15 protein-coding genes are annotated in these 18,862 nt (G+C 30.2%); 5 read left to right on the forward strand and 10 right to left on the reverse strand.

All coding sequences use genetic code 11. The annotated features are described in order from the left end of the window. Nucleotides 1–48 precede the first annotated feature (48 nt). The 7 genes from moaA to rplU form a co-directional block, all read right to left on the reverse strand. Nucleotides 49–1,041 carry a GTP 3',8-cyclase MoaA gene (moaA, locus tag WG950_RS08090; RefSeq protein WP_340931535.1) on the reverse strand — a complete coding sequence of 331 codons (993 nt, stop codon included), beginning with the start codon at nucleotides 1,039–1,041 and terminating at the stop codon, nucleotides 49–51. After that, nucleotides 1,034–1,450, reverse strand: coding sequence for a hypothetical protein (locus tag WG950_RS08095; protein ID WP_340931536.1), 417 nt, complete (start codon nucleotides 1,448–1,450; stop codon nucleotides 1,034–1,036). Before WG950_RS08095 ends, moaA begins: the two co-directional genes overlap by 8 nt. Next, the gene (locus tag WG950_RS08100; protein WP_340931538.1) at nucleotides 1,450–1,863 is read right to left on the reverse strand and encodes a DUF6691 family protein; all 414 of its coding nucleotides are present in this window, start codon (nucleotides 1,861–1,863) and stop codon (nucleotides 1,450–1,452) included. Before WG950_RS08100 ends, WG950_RS08095 begins: the two co-directional genes overlap by 1 nt. Nucleotides 1,864–1,948: 85 nt before the next feature. Continuing rightward, nucleotides 1,949–2,506: a YeeE/YedE family protein gene (locus tag WG950_RS08105; protein WP_340931540.1), complete on the reverse strand. Its 558-nt coding sequence runs from the start codon at nucleotides 2,504–2,506 to the stop codon at nucleotides 1,949–1,951. A gap of 62 nt (nucleotides 2,507–2,568) precedes the next feature. After that, entirely contained in the window at nucleotides 2,569–3,801 is a 1,233-nt protein-coding gene (locus WG950_RS08110) for a 3-deoxy-D-manno-octulosonic acid transferase (RefSeq protein WP_340931542.1), read from the reverse strand. A 106-nt stretch (nucleotides 3,802–3,907) separates the two neighbouring features. Continuing rightward, nucleotides 3,908–4,168 (reverse strand): 50S ribosomal protein L27, encoded by a 261-nt coding sequence (gene rpmA / locus WG950_RS08115; RefSeq protein WP_015481656.1) that lies wholly within the window; start codon nucleotides 4,166–4,168, stop codon nucleotides 3,908–3,910. Nucleotides 4,169–4,208: 40 nt separating this feature from the next. After that, a complete protein-coding gene (rplU, locus tag WG950_RS08120; RefSeq protein ID WP_077810866.1) occupies nucleotides 4,209–4,868 on the reverse strand; it encodes a 50S ribosomal protein L21 in 660 nt (219 codons plus the stop codon). A gap of 266 nt (nucleotides 4,869–5,134) precedes the next feature. Here rplU and WG950_RS08125 point away from each other — a divergent pair, with 266 nt between their 5' ends. Together WG950_RS08125 and WG950_RS08130 are read left to right on the forward strand one after the other, a co-directional pair. Beyond that, nucleotides 5,135–6,442 carry a M16 family metallopeptidase gene (locus tag WG950_RS08125; protein ID WP_077810865.1) on the forward strand — a complete coding sequence of 436 codons (1,308 nt, stop codon included), beginning with the start codon at nucleotides 5,135–5,137 and terminating at the stop codon, nucleotides 6,440–6,442. A gap of 9 nt (nucleotides 6,443–6,451) precedes the next feature. After that, nucleotides 6,452–8,506, forward strand: coding sequence for an insulinase family protein (locus tag WG950_RS08130; protein ID WP_340931548.1), 2,055 nt, complete (start codon nucleotides 6,452–6,454; stop codon nucleotides 8,504–8,506). Between the two features lie 55 nt (nucleotides 8,507–8,561). Here the strand turns inward: WG950_RS08130 and WG950_RS08135 are convergent, their stop codons facing one another. Next, nucleotides 8,562–9,437, reverse strand: coding sequence for a DMT family transporter (locus tag WG950_RS08135; RefSeq protein WP_340931549.1), 876 nt, complete (start codon nucleotides 9,435–9,437; stop codon nucleotides 8,562–8,564). 94 nt (nucleotides 9,438–9,531) lie between these two features. Here WG950_RS08135 and WG950_RS08140 point away from each other — a divergent pair, with 94 nt between their 5' ends. Further along, nucleotides 9,532–10,005 carry a cation transporter gene (locus WG950_RS08140; RefSeq protein ID WP_340931550.1) on the forward strand — a complete coding sequence of 158 codons (474 nt, stop codon included), beginning with the start codon at nucleotides 9,532–9,534 and terminating at the stop codon, nucleotides 10,003–10,005. Nucleotides 10,006–10,077: 72 nt separating this feature from the next. Here the strand turns inward: WG950_RS08140 and WG950_RS08145 are convergent, their stop codons facing one another. Together WG950_RS08145 and WG950_RS08150 are read right to left on the reverse strand one after the other, a co-directional pair. Then, nucleotides 10,078–12,090 (reverse strand): hypothetical protein, encoded by a 2,013-nt coding sequence (locus tag WG950_RS08145; RefSeq protein WP_340931552.1) that lies wholly within the window; start codon nucleotides 12,088–12,090, stop codon nucleotides 10,078–10,080. A 131-nt stretch (nucleotides 12,091–12,221) separates the two neighbouring features. Then, the gene (locus tag WG950_RS08150; RefSeq protein WP_340931554.1) at nucleotides 12,222–14,972 is read right to left on the reverse strand and encodes a TonB-dependent receptor; all 2,751 of its coding nucleotides are present in this window, start codon (nucleotides 14,970–14,972) and stop codon (nucleotides 12,222–12,224) included. Between the two features lie 334 nt (nucleotides 14,973–15,306). On the opposite strand from WG950_RS08150, the gene WG950_RS08155 reads away from it, so the two are divergent. Both WG950_RS08155 and WG950_RS08160 read left to right on the forward strand, forming a co-directional pair. After that, complete coding sequence (locus WG950_RS08155; RefSeq protein WP_340931555.1) at nucleotides 15,307–16,515, forward strand: porin; 1,209 nt, start codon at nucleotides 15,307–15,309, stop codon at nucleotides 16,513–16,515. Nucleotides 16,516–16,583: 68 nt separating this feature from the next. Next, the gene (locus tag WG950_RS08160; RefSeq protein WP_340931556.1) at nucleotides 16,584–18,836 is read left to right on the forward strand and encodes an inorganic phosphate transporter; all 2,253 of its coding nucleotides are present in this window, start codon (nucleotides 16,584–16,586) and stop codon (nucleotides 18,834–18,836) included. The last annotated feature ends 26 nt before the right edge of the window (nucleotides 18,837–18,862 follow it).

The following is an 18,862-nucleotide window of genomic DNA, read 5'->3' on the forward strand; positions in this document are numbered from 1 at the left end:
AATAAATTAGGATATGCAATTATATATAATGAGTTAAAAAATTAACCATTACCCACCAATTGTGCTCATACTTTCAGAAGCACCACCGTTTTTTCTATTTGCTTCTGCAATAAAACCATTTTCTGGTTTGTCTTTTACTAATCTTAAGAAAAGTTCTTTTAAATCTTCATTCGATGCTCCTTTTCTAATAAAATCTCTTAAATTAAAAACGCCATCATCAAACAAGCAGTTTTTAAAAGTTCCGGTACTTGTAATTCTAATTCTATTACAATCGTTACAAATAGTTCTTGTAAATGCAGGTATAATTCCGAAAGTCCCTAAGTGGTTTTCTACTTTATAATTTCTAGAGGTTGATGATTTCTCGGACTGAATTTCATCCACAGAAAACTCGGTTTTAACTTCATTTAAAATTTTAGTAAACGTCCAGTTTTCTTGCATATCTCTTTGCCCTTTTCCGTTAAAAGGCATTTCTTCTATAAAACGAACTGCAACATTTTTGTCTTTGGTTAATCTTACAAAATCTACAATTTCATCAGTATTAAAACCAGATTGTACAACCACATTTAGTTTTAAATTTAAACTGCTTTTTTCTAGTAGTTCAAAAGTTTTATAAACTTCAGGAAAAACATCTCTTCTAGTAATTTTGGCAAACTTATCTCTTTGTAAACTATCGATACTTAAATTGATATTCTTTACTTTTTTAAGTTTTTCAATTTTATCAATATGTTGTGAAATTAACGCACCATTTGTTGTAATATTTATAGCATCTAACAGATCGTTATAAGACAACATTTCTAAAAACCCAACAAAATCTTTACGCACAAAAGGTTCGCCACCAGTTAAACGTACTTTATTAACGCCTAATTCTGTTAAAACACGAATTAAACGATACATTTCTTTAAAGGTTAATAGCTCTTGTCTTGGCACAATGTCTATACCATGAGCAGGCATACAATATTGACAACGTAAATTACAACGGTCGGTTACTGCTAACCGAACGTATTCCATTTGTCGCCCAAAATTGTCTACAAGTTTACTCATTAAAAGATTTTAAATCTGGTTGTAAAATTTGTTGTTTTGCTTCTTTTGATGTAAAAATATTACCAGAATAAAACGAGGCAATAATTTCTTTAAAATTAGTTTTTAATTTTGAGAATTCCTTTATAAAATCTTGAAAATCGTAGGCATTAGAATTCTGAATGTACTTGTGCATAATTTCTATAGAAGCATAAGTAACTGTTGCATTGTATTTTCCGTCTGCATTATATTTATCTGCAAAAGCTTTTAATTGTTCACTGTATTTTTTAAAAGCAATTTCTTTACCATATTTTGTAATATAAATCCAAGCTAATCGCAAATGTGCCTCGTGCGTAAACCATAAAGGTTTAAAAGTATTATTGGTAAACTTTGTTTCAAATTCTGTGTCAGAAATTTTCCAATGACGTTCCATTAATTTGGTAGTTTTTTACTTAGCATACCATAAATTAAGGTACCTAATAAAGCGCCAACTAATAAGATTAATGCAGGCATCAATTTAAACCCAAGAATAACAAAAATTGGGGCTGCACAAGCACCAGAAATACCCCAACCTAAACCAAAAAATGTTCCTCCTAAAATTGTTCTTACAAAACCTTTTTTCTTTGGTTTTGGCACTATTTTATTACCGTTTATATCTTTAATTTTTCCGATTTTAAATAACTGCATAAAAATTGCAGAAATCAATACAGCACCGCCAATAATACCATACATATGAAAAGATTGAAACTTAAACATTTCGTAAAAGCGAAACCAAGAGATTGCTTGAGTCTTACTTAACACAATTGCAAAAAAGATTCCTAATATTAAAAATTTGATGTTTTTCATTTAATTATATTTTTATAACTTTTGATTTGCTTCTTGACTGAGCACAAAAAGATAAATTGAATTTTATTTATTGGTGATGTATCTACTAAAACAATAAAGGTACTATAAACCAAGTTGCTATTATTCCGCCAATAAAAAAGCCAATAACCGCTAATAAAGAAGGCAATTGTAGGCTACTTAAACCTGTAATTGCATGGCCAGAAGTACATCCGCCAGCATATCGCGTACCAAAACCTACAAATACACCAGAAATTAATAATATTAAAAAACCTTTTAGAGAAAAAACAGCAGCATCACCAAAAATTTCATCAGGAAAATATTGATTGCCAATATTAGAAAAACCTAGCTCACTTAACTCGTTTACAGTTTTCGGGTTTAAATCTATTGTTTGATTTGGTGTTAAAAAATATGCTGAAATAAAACCACCAATAATTAAACCAACTACAAATAGCAATGCAAAATCTCTATCTTTCCAATCTTTTTTAAAATAATCAGAAAATTTATCTGCACCAGCCATTGTACATAAGGTTTCAAAATTAGTAGAAGCCCCAAAGTTTTGACCGAAATAAAAATACAAAAGCAACGAAATTGCAATTAACGGCCCGCCAACATACCAAGCCCAAGGTTGTAAAATAATATCCATAATTAATCTATTTTTATTTATTCTATATTTTATCCAAAGAGATAAAAACAAATAAACTCTTATTAAATTTTATTGTTTAAATAATTTATAATTTGTTCTGTTGCACCAAGGTTGTCTTTTATATACCTCTTATTGATAACACCAGTTAAATTTCTAAAGCTTTGATCTTCTTTTAATTTTAACAAAGATTCTGTGAATTCTTTCTGATTATTTATTGACAAACAACCACCTATTTTGACCAAGTCTACTGCTTCTTTAAATTTGTCGTATTTATTTCCAATAACTACAGGAATTCCAAAAGTTGCAGGTTCTAAAATATTATGCAAGCCAGTTTTTAAACCTCCGCCAACATAAGCAACGTTTGCATTAGCGTAAATTTTAGTTAAAATACCAATTGTATCGATAATAAAAACTTGATATTCTGAAAGATTTTTATCTGATCTATTAGAAAATAATACTGTTTTTTTATTGATTGATTTTTGCAATTCTAAAACTGCATCTGCTTTAATATTGTGTGGTGCAATGATAAAATTCTCATCTTCTTCTGCATTATTGTTAATATAATTTACCAATAAGTTTTCATCTTCTTGCCAAGTACTTCCTGCAACAATTGTATATTTTCCATTTTTAAATTCTGTTATAAAATCTAAGGAATTATCTTGTTCTAAAATTTTTGAAACTCTATCAAAACGTGTATCACCAGCAACGGTTACATTGTTAAAATCAATTGAATTTAGTAATTTTTTAGATTCTTGATTTTGCACAAAAAAATGATGAAAAGCCTTTAAAGACTCTCTCATAAAACCTCCGTAACTTTTAAAAAATAATTGTTTTTCTCTTAAAATACCAGAAACTAAAATTGTAGAAATTTCTTTTGATTTTAACTCATTTAGAATATTTGGCCAAAATTCATACTTTATAAAGATTGCCATTTTGGGGTTTACAATTTCTATAAACTTTTTCGCATTTGACTTTGTATCTAAAGGAAGGTAACAAACAACATCTGCCAGCTTGTAATTTTTTCTTATTTCATAACCCGACGGTGAAAAAAAAGTGACTAATATTTTGTAATTATTATTACCTTTTTTTAACTCTTCTATAACAGGTCTAGCTTGTTCAAACTCGCCTAATGAAGCTGCATGAAACCAAATTGTTTGTTTATTCTTTAGAACTTCAATTTTAGAAAAGGTTTCTTTTCTTCCATTTATAAAAAGCTTAATTTTTTTATTAAAAAGACCAATTATTGGCAGTAAAATAGTTGCTTTAAAAAGTGCTAAATTGTATAGAAATTTCATGAGCGTAAAAGTACAAAATACAAACAAGTTCATTAACAACCGTAAGCACAAAAAAAGCTCAAACAAATTAATGTTTGAGCTTTTATACTTTTTGAAAACTTAAATCTTAAGCTTCAAATGGAGTTACAGATACGTAAGATCTGTTATCTCTTTTCTTTTGAAATTCTACAATTCCATCAACCTTTGCATGTAAAGTATGATCTTTACCCATGTAAACGTTTTCTCCTGGATTGTGCGTAGTACCTCTTTGACGAACAATAATGTTACCTGCAATTGCAGCTTGTCCTCCAAATATTTTTACTCCTAGTCGTTTCGATTCTGATTCTCTACCATTCTTCGAACTACCTACACCTTTTTTATGTGCCATGTTATTGAGTTTTTATAGGTTAAAGTTAAACTATAAGGATTTATTTTTCAATACCTCCGTCTAATCTATCTTGTAATTCTTTTAATTCATCCCATTTACCTTCTGCAGCTAAACCAGCTTGTTTTGGCCAAGTATCAGTCACAATGTGAGATAATCTTGAACTTGCTTCAGATAAAATTTCACTTAATTTAGATGCTTCAGTTTTAGCTACTTTTGCAAAAGTATCTAAACCTGCGTTTACTAAAGCTTCAGCAGCTTTAGGACCTGCACCTTCAATTTTCTTTAAGTCATCTCCTTTAGAAGATTTCTTTGGAGCAGCTTTTTTAGCTTCTGCCTTTGGAGCAGCCGCTTTTTTAGTTGCAGCTTTCTTAGTTGCTTTTTTAGCACCAGAAGCAGCAATAGATTCAATTTGAATCTCTGTTAAAGCTTGTCTATGTCCATTTTTCTTTTGGTAACCTTTTCTTCTTTTCTTCTTGAAAACGATTACTTTATCACCTTTTAAGTGACTTAAAATTTTGGCCGTTACTGCGGCTCCTTCTATAGCTGGGGCGCCAATCGATACACTTCCATTGTCATCAAGTAAAAGAACGTTATCAAAACTTACTTCTGATCCTTCTTCTCCTTGTAAACGGTGAACGTATACTTTTTGGTCTTTTGCTACTTTAAACTGCTGCCCTGCTATCTCTACGATTGCGTACATACTATTTGTTTTGCGTATTTATACTTATTATACACTTTCTCTATAGAAAATGCGGATGCAAATATACATATTTTTTGCAACTCTACAACATTGCTGTGAAAAAATAAACTATTTAATAATCAAGCAAATAAACACGGTTTGCTCTTTATATTTTATAAGATTCTCACTATTTTTGAAAATAACTTACAAAAAAAGTTAATTTGTTGTAACAAAGATAATTTATCTGCGTCATACAAAGCATCAACTATTAATTAAATAAAAAATAAATGAAAAAAAGTATTTTATCTCTTGCTTCAGCATTGTTGATTGCATTTTCTGCAAACGCACAAAAGGTTGAGTTTGAAGAGTACAAGTTAGACAACGGACTACATGTAATACTGCATCAAGACAAATCTGCCCCAGTAATTATTACTTCTGTAATGTATGGTGTTGGTGGTAAAGATGGTGACAGAAAAAGAACAGGTTTTGCACATTTCTTTGAACACTTATTATTTGAAGGAACTAAAAACATAAAAAAAGGAGAATGGTTTAAAATTGTTTCTTCTAACGGAGGAAGAAATAATGCAAACACATCTCAAGATAGAACTTACTATTATGAAATTTTTCCTTCTAATAAATTAGAATTAGGTTTATGGATGGAATCTGAACGTTTATTGCATCCAATTATCAAACAAGAAGGTGTAGACATTCAGAATGAAGTTGTAAAAGAAGAAAAAAGACAACGTACAAGACCTTATTCTAATCTTTTGCCAGAAATATCTAAAAACATCTTTAAAGTACATCCTTATAAAGATCCAAATGTTGGGTATATGGATCATTTAGATGCTGCTACCTTAGAAGAGTTTTTAGCTTTTAACAAAAAATACTATGTACCAAACAATGCAACTTTAGTAGTTGCTGGTGATATGGATATTGCTGCTACTAAAAAAATGATTGAAGATTATTTTGGGCCAATTCCAAGAGGTGAAGAAGTAGTAAGAACTTTCCCAAAAGAAGAACCTATTACAAAAGAGTTTAAAGCTAAAGCTTATGACGAGAATATTCAAATTCCTGCAATTGTAGCGGCTTATAGAACTCCTTCTTTTAAAACAAGAGATTCTAAGGTTTTAGATATGATTTCTACATATTTAAGCGGTGGTAAAAGTTCTGTTTTATACAAAAAAATTGTCGATAAAAAGAAAATGGCTTTAGCTGTACAAGCTGCAAATGTTTCTCAGCAAGATTATGGTGTGTACGCACTTTTTGGTATTCCTTTAGGAAAAACTCCTTTAATGGATTTAATCAAAGAAATTGATGAAGAAATTTTAAAAATTCAAACAGATTTAATTTCTGAAAAAGATTACCAAAAAATTCAAAATCAATTTGAAAACAATTACGTAAACTCAAATTCTAGTGTGGTAGGTATTGCAAATTCTTTGGCTAGATACCACGTAATGTACGGTGATACTAATTTAATAAATTCTGAAATAGATATTTATAGATCTATTACTCGTGAAGAAATTAGAGAAGTTGCAAAAAAATATTTAAACAAGAATCAAAGATTAATCTTAGAGTACTTACCAAAGAAAAAATAATTAAGAAAGATGAAGACAAAAATTTTATCAATTATAGCAGTTATAACCATGTCTTTTGCCACAAATGCGCAAATAGACAGAAGTAAAATGCCTACACCAGGACCAGATCCTGTTGTAAAATTAGGAAGTGCAGAAAAATTCTCTTTAAACAACGGATTAACAGTAATTATGGTAGAAAACCATAAATTACCTAGAGTTTCTGCTACTTTAAGAATAGACAATAAACCTTATTTAGAAGGAAATATTTCTGGTGTTTCTGGTATGATGGGAAGCTTATTAGGTAGAGGAACTACTAATATTACTAAGGATGATTTTAATGAAAAAGTAGATTTTTTAGGTGCAAGTGTAAGTTATTACAGTACTGGCGCTTCTGCTAGATCATTAAAAAAATATTTTCCAGAGGTTTTGGGTTTAATGGCAGACGGTGTTAAAAACTCTACATTTTCTCAAGAGGAATTCGACAAAGAAAAAGAAGTTACTTTAGAGAATTTAAAATCTACAGAAAAAAATGTACCAGCAATTGCAGGTAGAGTTCAAAATATTTTAGTGTATGGTAAAAATCATCCTTACGGAGAATTTACAAGCAAAGAAACTGTAAATGCGATTACGTTAGAAGATGTAAAAAACAATTACAATACATATTACAAACCTAACAATGCTTATTTAATTATTGTTGGTGATATCAATCCAAAAGAAACTAAAAAGTTAGTAAAAGATTTATTTGAAGGTTGGCAAAAAGGAGAAATCCCAACATCAACTTATCCTGCTCCAAAAAATTTACCAACATCAGCAATTAGTTTTGTAAACATGCCAAACGCAAAACAATCTGAAATTTCTGTAATTAATACTACAGATTTAACTTTAGGAGACAAAGATTATTACGCTGCTTTATTAGCCAATAAGATTCTTGGTGGCGGTGGTTCTGCAAGACTTTTTAACAACTTAAGAGAAGACAAAGCCTATACTTATGGTTCTTACTCTGGTATTAGCCAAAGTAGAGAAAACAACACAGCAACTTTTAGAGCAACTGCAAGTGTTAGAAACATGGTAACCGATAGCGCTATTGTAGAAATAAAAAAAGAAATTAACAAAATTCGTTACCAAAAAGTTACAGAAAAAGAATTACAAGATGCTAAAGAAGAATACATTGGTGGTTTTGTAATGGATGTTCAAAAACCTGCTACTGCAGCAAGTTATGCTTTAAACATTGCTTTGTATGATTTACCAGAAGACTTTTATGCTAACTATATTAAAAACATCAACTCTGTAACTGTAGATGATGTTCAAAATGCTGCTATCAAATATTTTAGAGGAGATAAAGCTAGAATTATGGTAACTGGTAGAGGAATTGACGTTCTTAAAAACTTAGAAAAAACTGATTACGTAATTAGTTATTTTGATAAAGAAGGAAATCCTACAGAAAAACCAGAAATGACAATGCCAATTCCTGAAGGAATGACTGCAGAAACTGTAGTTAATAAGTATTTAGATGCTATTGGTGGTAAAGACAAAGTTATGGCTGTAAAAACTACCATGATTGTTTCTAATGCGACTATACAAGGCACGCCTTTGGTTATGACAATGAAAGCTGCTGCACCTAATAAATCTTCTCAAGAAATTGCGGTTATGGGTAATGTAATGCAAAAAACTGTTTTTAATGGTGCCACAGGATATTCTTCTGCAAGAGGTCAGAAAAAAGATATGACTGCAGAACAAATTACAAAAGCTAAAAGCGGTAACGCACTTTTTAGTGATTTAGCTTACAGCGCTGGTAAACTTTTAAGAATAGAGCCTTTAGATGGTAAGAATGCTTATGTTTTAGGGTTTAATGACAAAGAAGTATTTTATGATGCAACTACCGGATTAAAAGTTAAAGAAATTACGACTACTAAAACTCCAGATGGAAAAGAAGTAAAAACACCAACTGTTTATTCTGATTACAAAGAAGTTAACGGAGTTAAGTTTCCGCATGCAATCGGAATTAAATCTGGACCAATGAACTTAGATTTTGTTGTAAAAGAAATTAAAATAAATGAAGGTGTTTCTGATGCAGATTTTAACTAATCAACTTTAGAATCATACATTTTACAAAGAGCCAAGATTAATTTCTTGGCTCTTTTTATTTTTTCTTATTTACTAGATAAACTCCAAAAAGTATAATTACACCAGCAAATATTTGAAGAGGACTTAACTTTTCTCCGTCTAAAACTCCCCAAAAAATAGCTACTAACGGAATTAAATATGTTACAGATGATGAAAAAACTGGATCTGAAATATGAACCAATTTATTGTATATTGTTTTTGCGATTCCTGTTCCTACAATTGATAAGATCGCTAAATAACCTAAAGACTGCATCAAAATCTTATTATTAAAATCAAAATTTTTAAAAAAATCTGTAAAGCTTAAAACGATAAAAGCAGGCACAATCAATAATAAAAAATTACCTGTAACAATAGACAAAGCATTTAAATCATTTAAATACTTTTTTACCATGTTAGCATTAAAAGCATAACCTATCGAAGCTATAATAATTAGAAACGCATACCAATAATTTTGATCAGGATTTAGAGCTGCTCCTTTTAAAATCAAAATTAATGTACCAATTAAACCAATTAAAATACCATATAGTTGTGTTCTTTTAAATCCGAAACCAAATACAATTGCACCAAAAATAAGCGTATTAAATGGCGTTAAAGAATTTAAAATTGAAACAATAGAGCTGTCTATTGTTGTAATTGCAAAAGCAAATAAAAAACCAGGTACAAAAGTGCCGGCAATAGATGTAAAAACGATGTATTTATAATGCTTTTTCTTGATTTTTTTAAGTGACGGAAAAGCGACTAACAATAAAAATATCGAAGTAAAAATCATTCTTAACGCACCCAACTGTATTGGTGTAACACCCAATAAGGCTTTTTTCATCAGAATAAAAGAACTACCCCAAACCAAAGAAAGTAAGGTTAAATACAACCATTTTTGTTGCTGATTATTCATGCTTCGTATATTTCTGAGTACAAAAGTGTAACAAATATTAAAATATAAACACGATTATTGATAAATTTGTAACATAATTTAATAATTAAATATTATGAACACTAAAAGAATATTATTTTCTCTAGCTATTACTTGTTTCGTTTTTATAGGATGTGCTAAAGATGTAAAAAAAGAGAATGTATCTCTAGCTATTTCTGGTATGACTTGCGAAATTGGTTGTGCAAAAACAATTCAATCTAAATTATCTAAAAAAGAAGGTGTAATAGATGCTAAAGTTGTTTTTACTGATAGTATTGCTAATATTGCTTACGATGCAAACACAACATCTAAAAGCGAATTGATTGCTTATGTTAACGGAATTGCTGGCGGAGATTTATATACGGCTTCAGAAACTTCAACAGAAGTAACTAAAACTAAAAAATCACATACTTGTTCTGATGATTGTAAAGAAAAGTGTGAATTAAAAGCAGAAAAAAAAGGCTGTTGTTCTGGTAAAACAATCGACGGTAAAATGGTTTGTGCAGAAGATTGTAAAATGGCTTGTTGCGACAAAAAAGAAACTGTTTAAAACAACAGTAATTCTATAAATTAAAAAAAGCAGGCTTAAAGCCTGCTTTTTAATTTTTATAAAAGTTTTAGATTATAAACCTGCACTTTTCCAAGTCCAAGTAGAAACATCTACTTTAGTTCCTGTTTTATAGTCTGCTGTAGTTGTTGCTGCAGCACCATCTATAATAACATTTGCTAAAGGACCATTGTCTTTCATATCGATGTTCTTAGCATAACCTTCTAACCAAATGTTAGTAATAGTTGCACCAGAAGTCTTTTTAAATTGTAAAGCAGTACCATCTACAGTAGAAATAGCAGTTAAGTTTACAAACTTAGGGTTTCCATTAGCTTTATCACCTTCAAAAGCAGTAGAAAAACCAGATTTTGTATGAGAAATGTAAGTATTAGTTACAGTACCATTCCATCCTTCTGTCCAGTCTACAGAATCATCTTCGTTATTTTCTAAGTATAAGTTTGAAGCAGAAACTGTTCCACCGAAAAACTCTACACCATCATCTGCACCATCAACTACAGAAATGTTTTCTACAGTTGTACCAGAACCTACAGCGTAAAAAGAAACTCCGTTGTATTGAGATTCAGAATTAATCTGAGCACCTGTTCCTTTAATTACTAAGTACTTGATAGATCCAGAGTCATCCGCATCTTCTGTTCCACCGTAAATAAAACCACCAACTTCTGCTTCTGCATTAACACCCGCAGATGTTGTTGCTTTACCACAAATTGTTAATCCACCCCAATCTCCTGGCTCACCAGAAGCAGAAGCAATAACTACTGGGTTAGTTGCAGTACCTTGAATATCTATTTTACCACCTTGTAAAACTGCAATGTAAACACCAGTTCCACCATTTCTTGCAGTAATTTTTGTTCCTGCAGGAATTGTTAAAGTTGCACCAGATTGTACAATGTAAGAAGAGTTTAATGTATAGTTAACAGAAGCGTCTAAAGTTACATCTGTAGTTACAGCACCTTGTAAAGCACTAGTTTCAAAAGATAAATCTGTTGGTACCCAATCGAATGCAGAAGCTGCAACAGTTGGTACAACAGTAGTGTTTAATGTATAGAAGTACTCACCTGAAGCAGTCATTTCTTCTTCTGTAGCTAAAGCAACTGGCGTGTATCCATCAGAAAAAACTACGTTAGAAGTAGCACCACCATCTGCCATATCTAAATCTACATCATAACCACTTAAAGATAATCCAGTGATTGTTCCTCCAGAATTCTTTTTAAATTGTAAAGCTTTACCACCAACAGTAGAAATAGCTGTAATATCGTTAAATTTAGGATTTCCGTTATCTTTATCTCCTTCAAAAACTGTAGAAAAACCAGATTTAGTATGAGAAATATAAGCAGTACTTACTGTTCCGTTCCATCCTTCTGTCCAATCAATAGAATCATCTTCGTTGTTTTCTAAGTATAAGTTAGAAACAGAAACTGTACCTCCAAAAAATTCTACACCGTCATCAGAACCATCTATAACTGCAACATTATCTACAGTTGTACCAGAACCTACAGCGTAAAAAGAAACTCCGTTATATTGAGATGTTAAGCTAATTTGAGCTCCTGTACCTTTAATAACCAAATAGCTAATAGAACCAGAACTGTCTTGATCGTTAGTACCCCCATAAATAAAACCACCAACTTCTGCTTCTGCATCTACACCCGCAGTTGTTGTAGCTTCTCCGCAAAGAGTTAAACCACCCCAATCACCAGGATTACCTGAAGCTGAAGACATAATTACTGGAGATGATGCTGTACCTTGAATGTCTATTTGACCACCTTGTAAAACTGCAATAAAAACACTTGTTCCGTTGTTTAATGCCTGAATTTTAGTTCCTGCAGGAATTGTTAATTTAGCACCAGAATCAATTGTAAAAGATGCATTTAAGTTATATGCTACACCAGGATCTAAAGTATAATCTTCATCTAAGTTACCATTCATTATTCCAACCTTTAAGTTTTCAATAACTTCAGATTCGTTACCTGGTAAAATAATACCTGGCTCATCACTACCACAATTGGTTAATGTTAAAGTAGCTATCGAAAAAGCTACGATGTTAAGAATTTTAAAAACTGATTTTTTCATTGTATTTTGTTTGATTTTTAATTTTCCACAAAGAAATCAACTATTCCTTTTCTTTTCTTTATGTAAATATTAATCCTATGTTAGTATTTGCTACTAAAACTACTCTTTTGTTAAGTAATCGTTAACCTCTATTAGAAACTGTATTTTATACTTAATGTAAGTCTACTTCCTTTCTTATAAGACAATACTGTTTGGTTTGTTTCTACCTCTGTAATTAAGTCTCTAACTTTTTGAGTTTGTTTAATTTCTGGGTTTAATAAGTTTCTACCTACAAACTTTACAACTAAATTATCTGTAAGTTTTTTACTTACAACTAAGTCTAAAGCAACAAATCCTTTTTCTAATATTTCGTCATTATATAATGATGCACTATTTGCAAAATCTTCTGGAGAACCCAATGCGAATATTTTATCTGAAGAATAGTTACCAGTTAAAGTCGTAATAAATTCCTTTTCTTCTTTATTGCTATAACTTAAAGAACTATTTATAATAAAATCTGAAGCGCCTTGTAAACTAGATTCTGTAATATTTTTGTATTGAAAATCTTTTAATAAATCTTGTTTTAACCACATTTTTGTAACGTTACCAGTTATGTTTAAAATACCTTCGTCGTCGTCATTTTTAATTAAATCTGTTTTAGCTTCAAATTCTAAACCATACACTTCTGCTTCATCACCTGTATTAGAATATACAAAGTTACCAGAAGAACCTCTTGCTTGCGCTAAGTTAATTGGGTTAATAATTTGCTTGTAAAATGCAGTTGCAGAAAATAACTGCCCTCTTTGAGGAAACATTTCATATTTTAAATCTAAGTTATAGATATCAGATTTTTCTAAATTAGGGTTTCCTTTGATTACACGACCTGTAGGAGAAACATACTCAAAAGGTGCTAATTCTTTAAATTCTGGTAAAGTTTGTGTAATACTAGATGCAAAACGTAAATATTGATTTTCTTTAATTTCATATTTTAAATTTACACTTGGGTATAAACTCTCGTAAACTCTATTAATTGTTCCAAATCTACCAACATAGTTTGTAACGTCCCAAGTAACATCTAACTCGTCTCTTTCATAACGTAAACCTAAATTACCAGAAAACTTTTCATTCAATTGAAAATCGAAGTTTACATAACCTGCCATAATATCTAAATCTGCATTGTATCTATCTACTTCACCAACTCTTAATCTTAAACCATTATTAAAATTAGTTGGTGTAAATGTTTCTGATAAATCATCTATAGAAGGTGCTGTAAAATCTTTAGCTCTAACCCCAACAAATAAAGATTTAAAAGTTCTTTCTTTATGTCTAAAGTTTACACCATAATTTAAAGAATATGGTTTGTCATCATCTTCATTTTTGGCACCTAAAGCCCATTTATTTTCTATAAAAGCAGTATATTCTTTATCTTGAATTTTCTGAGTAGATTTTCTTTGCTGATAATCACCAACGTGAGAATACTGAATTAAAGGTGAATTTGTAATATCTAAAATATTCACCTCGTTTCTAATTCTGTTTGGTTCTTCTGCTAATACAAAGTTGTAACCTCCGGCCCAATTTATTGTATTACTTTCATTCCATTTATGTTCTCCCATTAACTGGTTTACAAACATTGTTGTTTGCTTAAAGTTTTGATCTCTTACAAAAGCTCCTTCTTCTTGCGGATCTTGATCAAAAACATAACCCAAACCATTTCTACCTTGTTCGTACAAGTTTGTTGTACCTGTATTTACAAAAAGTGTGTTGTATTTAAGTTTGTTATTATCGTTTAATTTTATTTTAAAGTTTACATAACCTGTAGTATTTGCTACAGAACTATATTGTTCTGCATCAGAAAAACGATTATCTAATACATTAGATCTGTAAGAATTAAAAACACCTTTTTGGTGTGTAAAAGATTTTGAATGAGAACCTGTTAAGAAAACAGCTACATCTTTACCTAAAACCGTAAACTTATTTGCAGCAGTAAAAGAACCACTAAAATTAATTGGGGTAGACATTGCTTCTGTGCCCCAACCTTGGTTTGTTATTAAATCTTGTAAAGCAAATGTTTTTTTATGAAAACCTAAAGTTACATCGTTATTAATAACAGGAGTTCTAAAATCTTCTGAAAGACCTGCTACATTTGTATTTGTACCACCAGATACAGTAATAGAAAAACCTTTTTTTGTATATTCTTTAGAACCTATATCTACATTACCAGAACCCTGGTCTGCATAACTAAAAGTAGTATATGTTTTACTAATACCTACATTTTTAATAACACTTGTAGAAAATAAATTTAAATTGATGTTTTTGTTAGATACATCATCCGAAGGAATTGGCAAACCATTCATAGTAGTAGATAAATATCTATCTCCTAAACCTCTAATATATATACTTCCTGTACCTTCACTTTTAGTAACACCAGAAATTTTAGTTGTAGCATTTGCAGCGTTAGAAACACCAACTTTAGCCAATGTTTGTGCACCAATACTTTCTTTAATAACTGTTGCTTTTTTCTGCTCTAATAATAAAGCATTAGCAGATTCTTTACTTGTTGATGTTTTGATAACAACCTCATCTAAACCTACACCTTCTTCGGCAGACATAACCTGATTTAAAACTACAGTTTCACCAGACTTAATTGTAAATGTTTTCTCTACAGTTTTGTATCCTAAAAAACTAAAAGAAACTACATGAGTTCCGGCAGGAACTTTAATAGAATAATTTCCATCAAAATCTGTAGTTGCTCCAATGCTAGTTCCTTTTATAAATACATTTGCAAAAGGCAAAGGATCATTATTTGTTTCTTTATCGGTTAATAAACCTTTTAAAGTTCCTTTGTCTTGTGCTGTTAATACTTGACTTAATGCTATTAAAGCAATAAATAAAAATTTCTTCATTTTTGTATATTATTTACTTTGGCAAAAGTCCGTTAGATTTGTAAAGTCTATGTTAGTTGTAAATTATGATTCTATTACAGAAACATTAATTAAATGTTAATTTCAAGAAATAGTTAACAGTATTTTAATTTTTAAAAAACATTAATTTTAAGCTAATGAAAGATATTTGTAGAAATCTTTAAGATATAAGTCATCATATATTAATATGTTTTTGTCAACTATTATTTATGACTTACTGCCTTTGGCCAAGGCAGTTTTTTTGTTTTTTTAATACTACTTTAACATTAACTTAACATTGTTAATGGTTCTTTGTACCCGACAAAAACTATTAATTATGAAATTATTAATGCTGCGTAAAGTAGTAATATTAAGCTGTATTTACCTATGTATCAATACAAATGCACAAGAAACCAATGCACCTAAATTTGGAAAAGGTCTTTTTAATCTAGTAGGAAAAGACAGTACTTGGTCTATGAAAGTAGGTCTAAGATTTCAAACACTTGCAACTTCTAGTTGGGACGTTAATAATGGTCTTTCAAACCCAGAATCTTCTTTTTTAATTAGAAGGTCTCGTTTAAAATTTGATGGTTTTGCATATTCACCAAAATTAAAATATAAAGTAGAATTAGGTTTATCTAATAGAGATCAATCTGGTGCTTCACAATACACTAGTAATGCTCCTAGATATATTTTAGATGCTGTATTAAAATGGAATTTTGCAGGAAATTTTGTACTTTGGTTTGGACAAACAAAATTACCTGGTAACAGAGAGCGTGTTATTTCTTCTGCAAACATGCAACAAGTAGACAGATCTTTACTTAATAGTAGATTTAATATAGATAGAGATATTGGTATACAATTAAGGCATCACTTTAATCTTACAGAAACATTTATTGTAAAAGAAATATTTTCTATTGCGCAAGGTGAAGGTAGAAACATTACGACTGGTAATATTGGTGGTCATCAATACACAACTAGATTAGAATTGTTACCATTCGGAAACTTTGCAGGTAAAGGAGATTATAAAGGAAGTGATTTAAAGTTTGAACAAAAACCTAAGTTAGCATTAGGTATTGCTTATGATTTTAACAATGACGCTTCTAAAACAAGAAGTAACCAAGGCTCTTATATGTTAAACGATACAGGTTTTTATTCAACAAATATTTCTACATTATTTATTGATGCAATGTATAAACATAAAGGATTTTCTTTAATGGCAGAGTATGCTAACAGAACTGCAGAAGACGCTTTAGCAAAAAATTCTGATGGAACATTAACAGGGGATGAAGTGCAAGTTGGTAATGGCCTAAACTTACAATCTGGTTATTTATTATCTAAAACCTTAGAGGTTTCTGCACGTTACACCAATATCACCTTAGATAAAAACATCACGGGTAAAGGTGCAGAAAATCAATATACATTAGGTTTATCAAAATATATTTCTGGTCATCAATTAAAAGTACAAACAGATTTAAGCTACACAGACATAGGCTTTAAGACTAATAAATTACTTTATAGATTACAAGTAGATATTCATTTTTAATAACATAAAGGTAACATTCACAATATTTTGTGTTTGTAAATTTGCAAAACTTAAATTAATCGAAGAAAATGGGAGATCCATATATTTTAATGTTAGTCGCTTTAGCTGTTTTAGCTATAGTAGACTTAGTCGTAGGAGTTAGTAACGATGCTGTTAACTTCTTAAATTCTGCTATTGGTTCTAAAGCAATATCAGTAAGAAACATCATGATTATAGCCAGTGTAGGTGTTTTTATGGGGGCTATAACCTCTAGTGGTATGATGGAAGTTGCACGTAAAGGTATTTTCAATCCAAATATGTTTATGTTTCAAGACATCATGTTCATTTTTATGGCAGTAATGATTACGGATATTTTACTATTAGATATTTTTAATTCTCTTGGTATGCCAACCTCTACAACAGTTTCTATTGTATTTGAATTATTAGGAGCTGCAGTATGTATATCTTTAATTAAAATATCTGCAAATGACGCACAAACTTTTTCTGATTTATGGAATTATATAAACCATGAAACTGCTACAAAAATTATTTTAGGAATTTTACTATCTGTTGTTGTTGCTTTTTCTGTTGGGGCTATCGTTCAATTTATATCTAGACTTATATACTCTTTTAATTTTGAAAAAAGAGCAACATATATAAATGCTTTATTTGGTGGTTTTGCAATTACAGCTATTACTTACTTTATTATTATTAAAGGTATGAAAGGTACTCCTTTCTATAAAGATGTAAAGTTTTTAATTGAAGGAAATACTATCGCCATTATCGCTGGAAGCTTTGCCGTTTGGTCTTTAATCTCTCAGATTTTAATTAAAGTATTTAAAATTAATATATTAAAATTAATTATTGGTATTGGAACATTCTCTTTAGCTATGGCTTTTTCTGGTAATGATTTGGTAAACTTTGTAGGTGTACCAATTGCCGCTTGGAATTCTTATCAAGCATGGGAGGTTTCTGGTGTAGCCGCTGATGCTTTTTCTATGGGTGTTTTAGCCAAAAAAGTTCCATCAAATGTTTGGTTGTTATTAGTTGCAGGTGCAATTATGGTAGTAACATTATGGACATCAAGTAAGGCACAAAATGTTATAAAAACTGGTATAGATTTATCTAGACAAGGAGAAGGACACGAGAAATTTAAACCAAACCCTTTATCTAGAGTTACTGTAAGAGCAGCAATGGCAATAAATACTGGTATTAGTTATATTTTACCTAAATCTACTTTAAACTTTATAGACTCTAAATTTACTAAACCTGTTATAGAGTTACCTAAGGATAAAACTTACGAATTACCAGCTTTTGATTTGGTTAGAGCTTCTGTAAATTTAATTGTAGCTGGTATTTTAATTTCTGTTGCTACATCTATGAAGTTACCTTTATCTACAACATATGTAACATTTATGGTGGCAATGGGTACTTCTTTAGCAGATAGAGCTTGGGGAAGAGAAAGTGCTGTTTACAGAGTTGCAGGTGTTTTAAATGTAATTGGTGGTTGGTTTTTAACTGCAATAACTGCATTTTTAGCTGCAGCCATAGTAGCTTATTTAATAAGTTGGGACATGATTATGATTCCTATTTTGTTAGCAGTCGTTGCTTTTCTAATAGGTAGAAATACTTTAATACATAGAAAGAAAACAAAAGAAGATAAAAAACAAATTTACATTGAAAGAGCCGAGTTAATTACAATTAACGGAGTAATTGAAGAAAGCGCAGATCATATTTCTGGTGTTGCCAACAGAGTAAACAAATTGTATACAAATGTTGTTAACGATTTAGCTAATCATGATTTAAACAAACTTCGTAAAACAGATAAACACGTTGGAAAACTAAATGATGAAATAGATAACCTAAAAGATGGTGTTTTCTATTTTATAAAATCTTTAGACGATACATCTGTGCAAGCTAGTAGGTTTTATGTTATGGTTTTAGGTTACTTACAAGATGTTGCGCAATCTATTAGTTATATTTCTAGAGCAAGCTATAAACACGTAAATAATAACCATAAAAATTTAAAGAAAGGTCAGTTAAAAGATTTAAAACATATAGATCAAGAGTTATCATCTCTATTACTTAAGGTTGCAGATGTCTATGAAAAAAGAACTTTCGATAACTTAAGCGAAATTTTAATCGAAAAACAAGAACTATTTAAAAATGTTTCTGAATCTATAGAAAAACAAGTTTCTAGAATTAGAACAGATGAAACTAGCCCGAAAAACACAACTCTTTATTTTAGCTTATTGTTAGAAACAAAAGATTTAATTTCTGCTTTAATGAACCTTCTTAATACTTACGAAGAATTTTATTTAACAACAAAACAGAATAAATAAATAGTCTATCATAAAAAAAACCTGAA

Origin of the sequence: Polaribacter marinaquae (assembly GCF_038019025.1) — a bacterium.
GTDB lineage: Bacteria > Bacteroidota > Bacteroidia > Flavobacteriales > Flavobacteriaceae > Polaribacter > Polaribacter marinaquae.

What these genes read in the sequence shown, in the direction of transcription:
- WG950_RS08100 (WP_340931538.1), bottom strand. Translation starts at nt 1,863, where the DNA reads ATGAAAAACATCAAATTTTTAATATTAGGAATCTTTTTTGCAATTGTG.
- rplU (WP_077810866.1), bottom strand. Translation starts at nt 4,868, where the DNA reads ATGTACGCAATCGTAGAGATAGCAGGGCAGCAGTTTAAAGTAGCAAAA.
- WG950_RS08150 (WP_340931554.1), bottom strand. Translation starts at nt 14,972, where the DNA reads ATGAAGAAATTTTTATTTATTGCTTTAATAGCATTAAGTCAAGTATTA.
- WG950_RS08160 (WP_340931556.1), top strand. Translation starts at nt 16,584, where the DNA reads ATGGGAGATCCATATATTTTAATGTTAGTCGCTTTAGCTGTTTTAGCT.
- WG950_RS08155 (WP_340931555.1), top strand. Translation starts at nt 15,307, where the DNA reads ATGAAATTATTAATGCTGCGTAAAGTAGTAATATTAAGCTGTATTTAC.
- rpmA (WP_015481656.1), bottom strand. Translation starts at nt 4,168, where the DNA reads ATGGCACATAAAAAAGGTGTAGGTAGTTCGAAGAATGGTAGAGAATCA.
- WG950_RS08110 (WP_340931542.1), bottom strand. Translation starts at nt 3,801, where the DNA reads ATGAAATTTCTATACAATTTAGCACTTTTTAAAGCAACTATTTTACTG.
- WG950_RS08095 (WP_340931536.1), bottom strand. Translation starts at nt 1,450, where the DNA reads ATGGAACGTCATTGGAAAATTTCTGACACAGAATTTGAAACAAAGTTT.
- WG950_RS08130 (WP_340931548.1), top strand. Translation starts at nt 6,452, where the DNA reads ATGAAGACAAAAATTTTATCAATTATAGCAGTTATAACCATGTCTTTT.
- moaA (WP_340931535.1), bottom strand. Translation starts at nt 1,041, where the DNA reads ATGAGTAAACTTGTAGACAATTTTGGGCGACAAATGGAATACGTTCGG.
- WG950_RS08105 (WP_340931540.1), bottom strand. Translation starts at nt 2,506, where the DNA reads ATGGATATTATTTTACAACCTTGGGCTTGGTATGTTGGCGGGCCGTTA.
- WG950_RS08135 (WP_340931549.1), bottom strand. Translation starts at nt 9,437, where the DNA reads ATGAATAATCAGCAACAAAAATGGTTGTATTTAACCTTACTTTCTTTG.
- WG950_RS08145 (WP_340931552.1), bottom strand. Translation starts at nt 12,090, where the DNA reads ATGAAAAAATCAGTTTTTAAAATTCTTAACATCGTAGCTTTTTCGATA.
- WG950_RS08125 (WP_077810865.1), top strand. Translation starts at nt 5,135, where the DNA reads ATGAAAAAAAGTATTTTATCTCTTGCTTCAGCATTGTTGATTGCATTT.
- WG950_RS08140 (WP_340931550.1), top strand. Translation starts at nt 9,532, where the DNA reads ATGAACACTAAAAGAATATTATTTTCTCTAGCTATTACTTGTTTCGTT.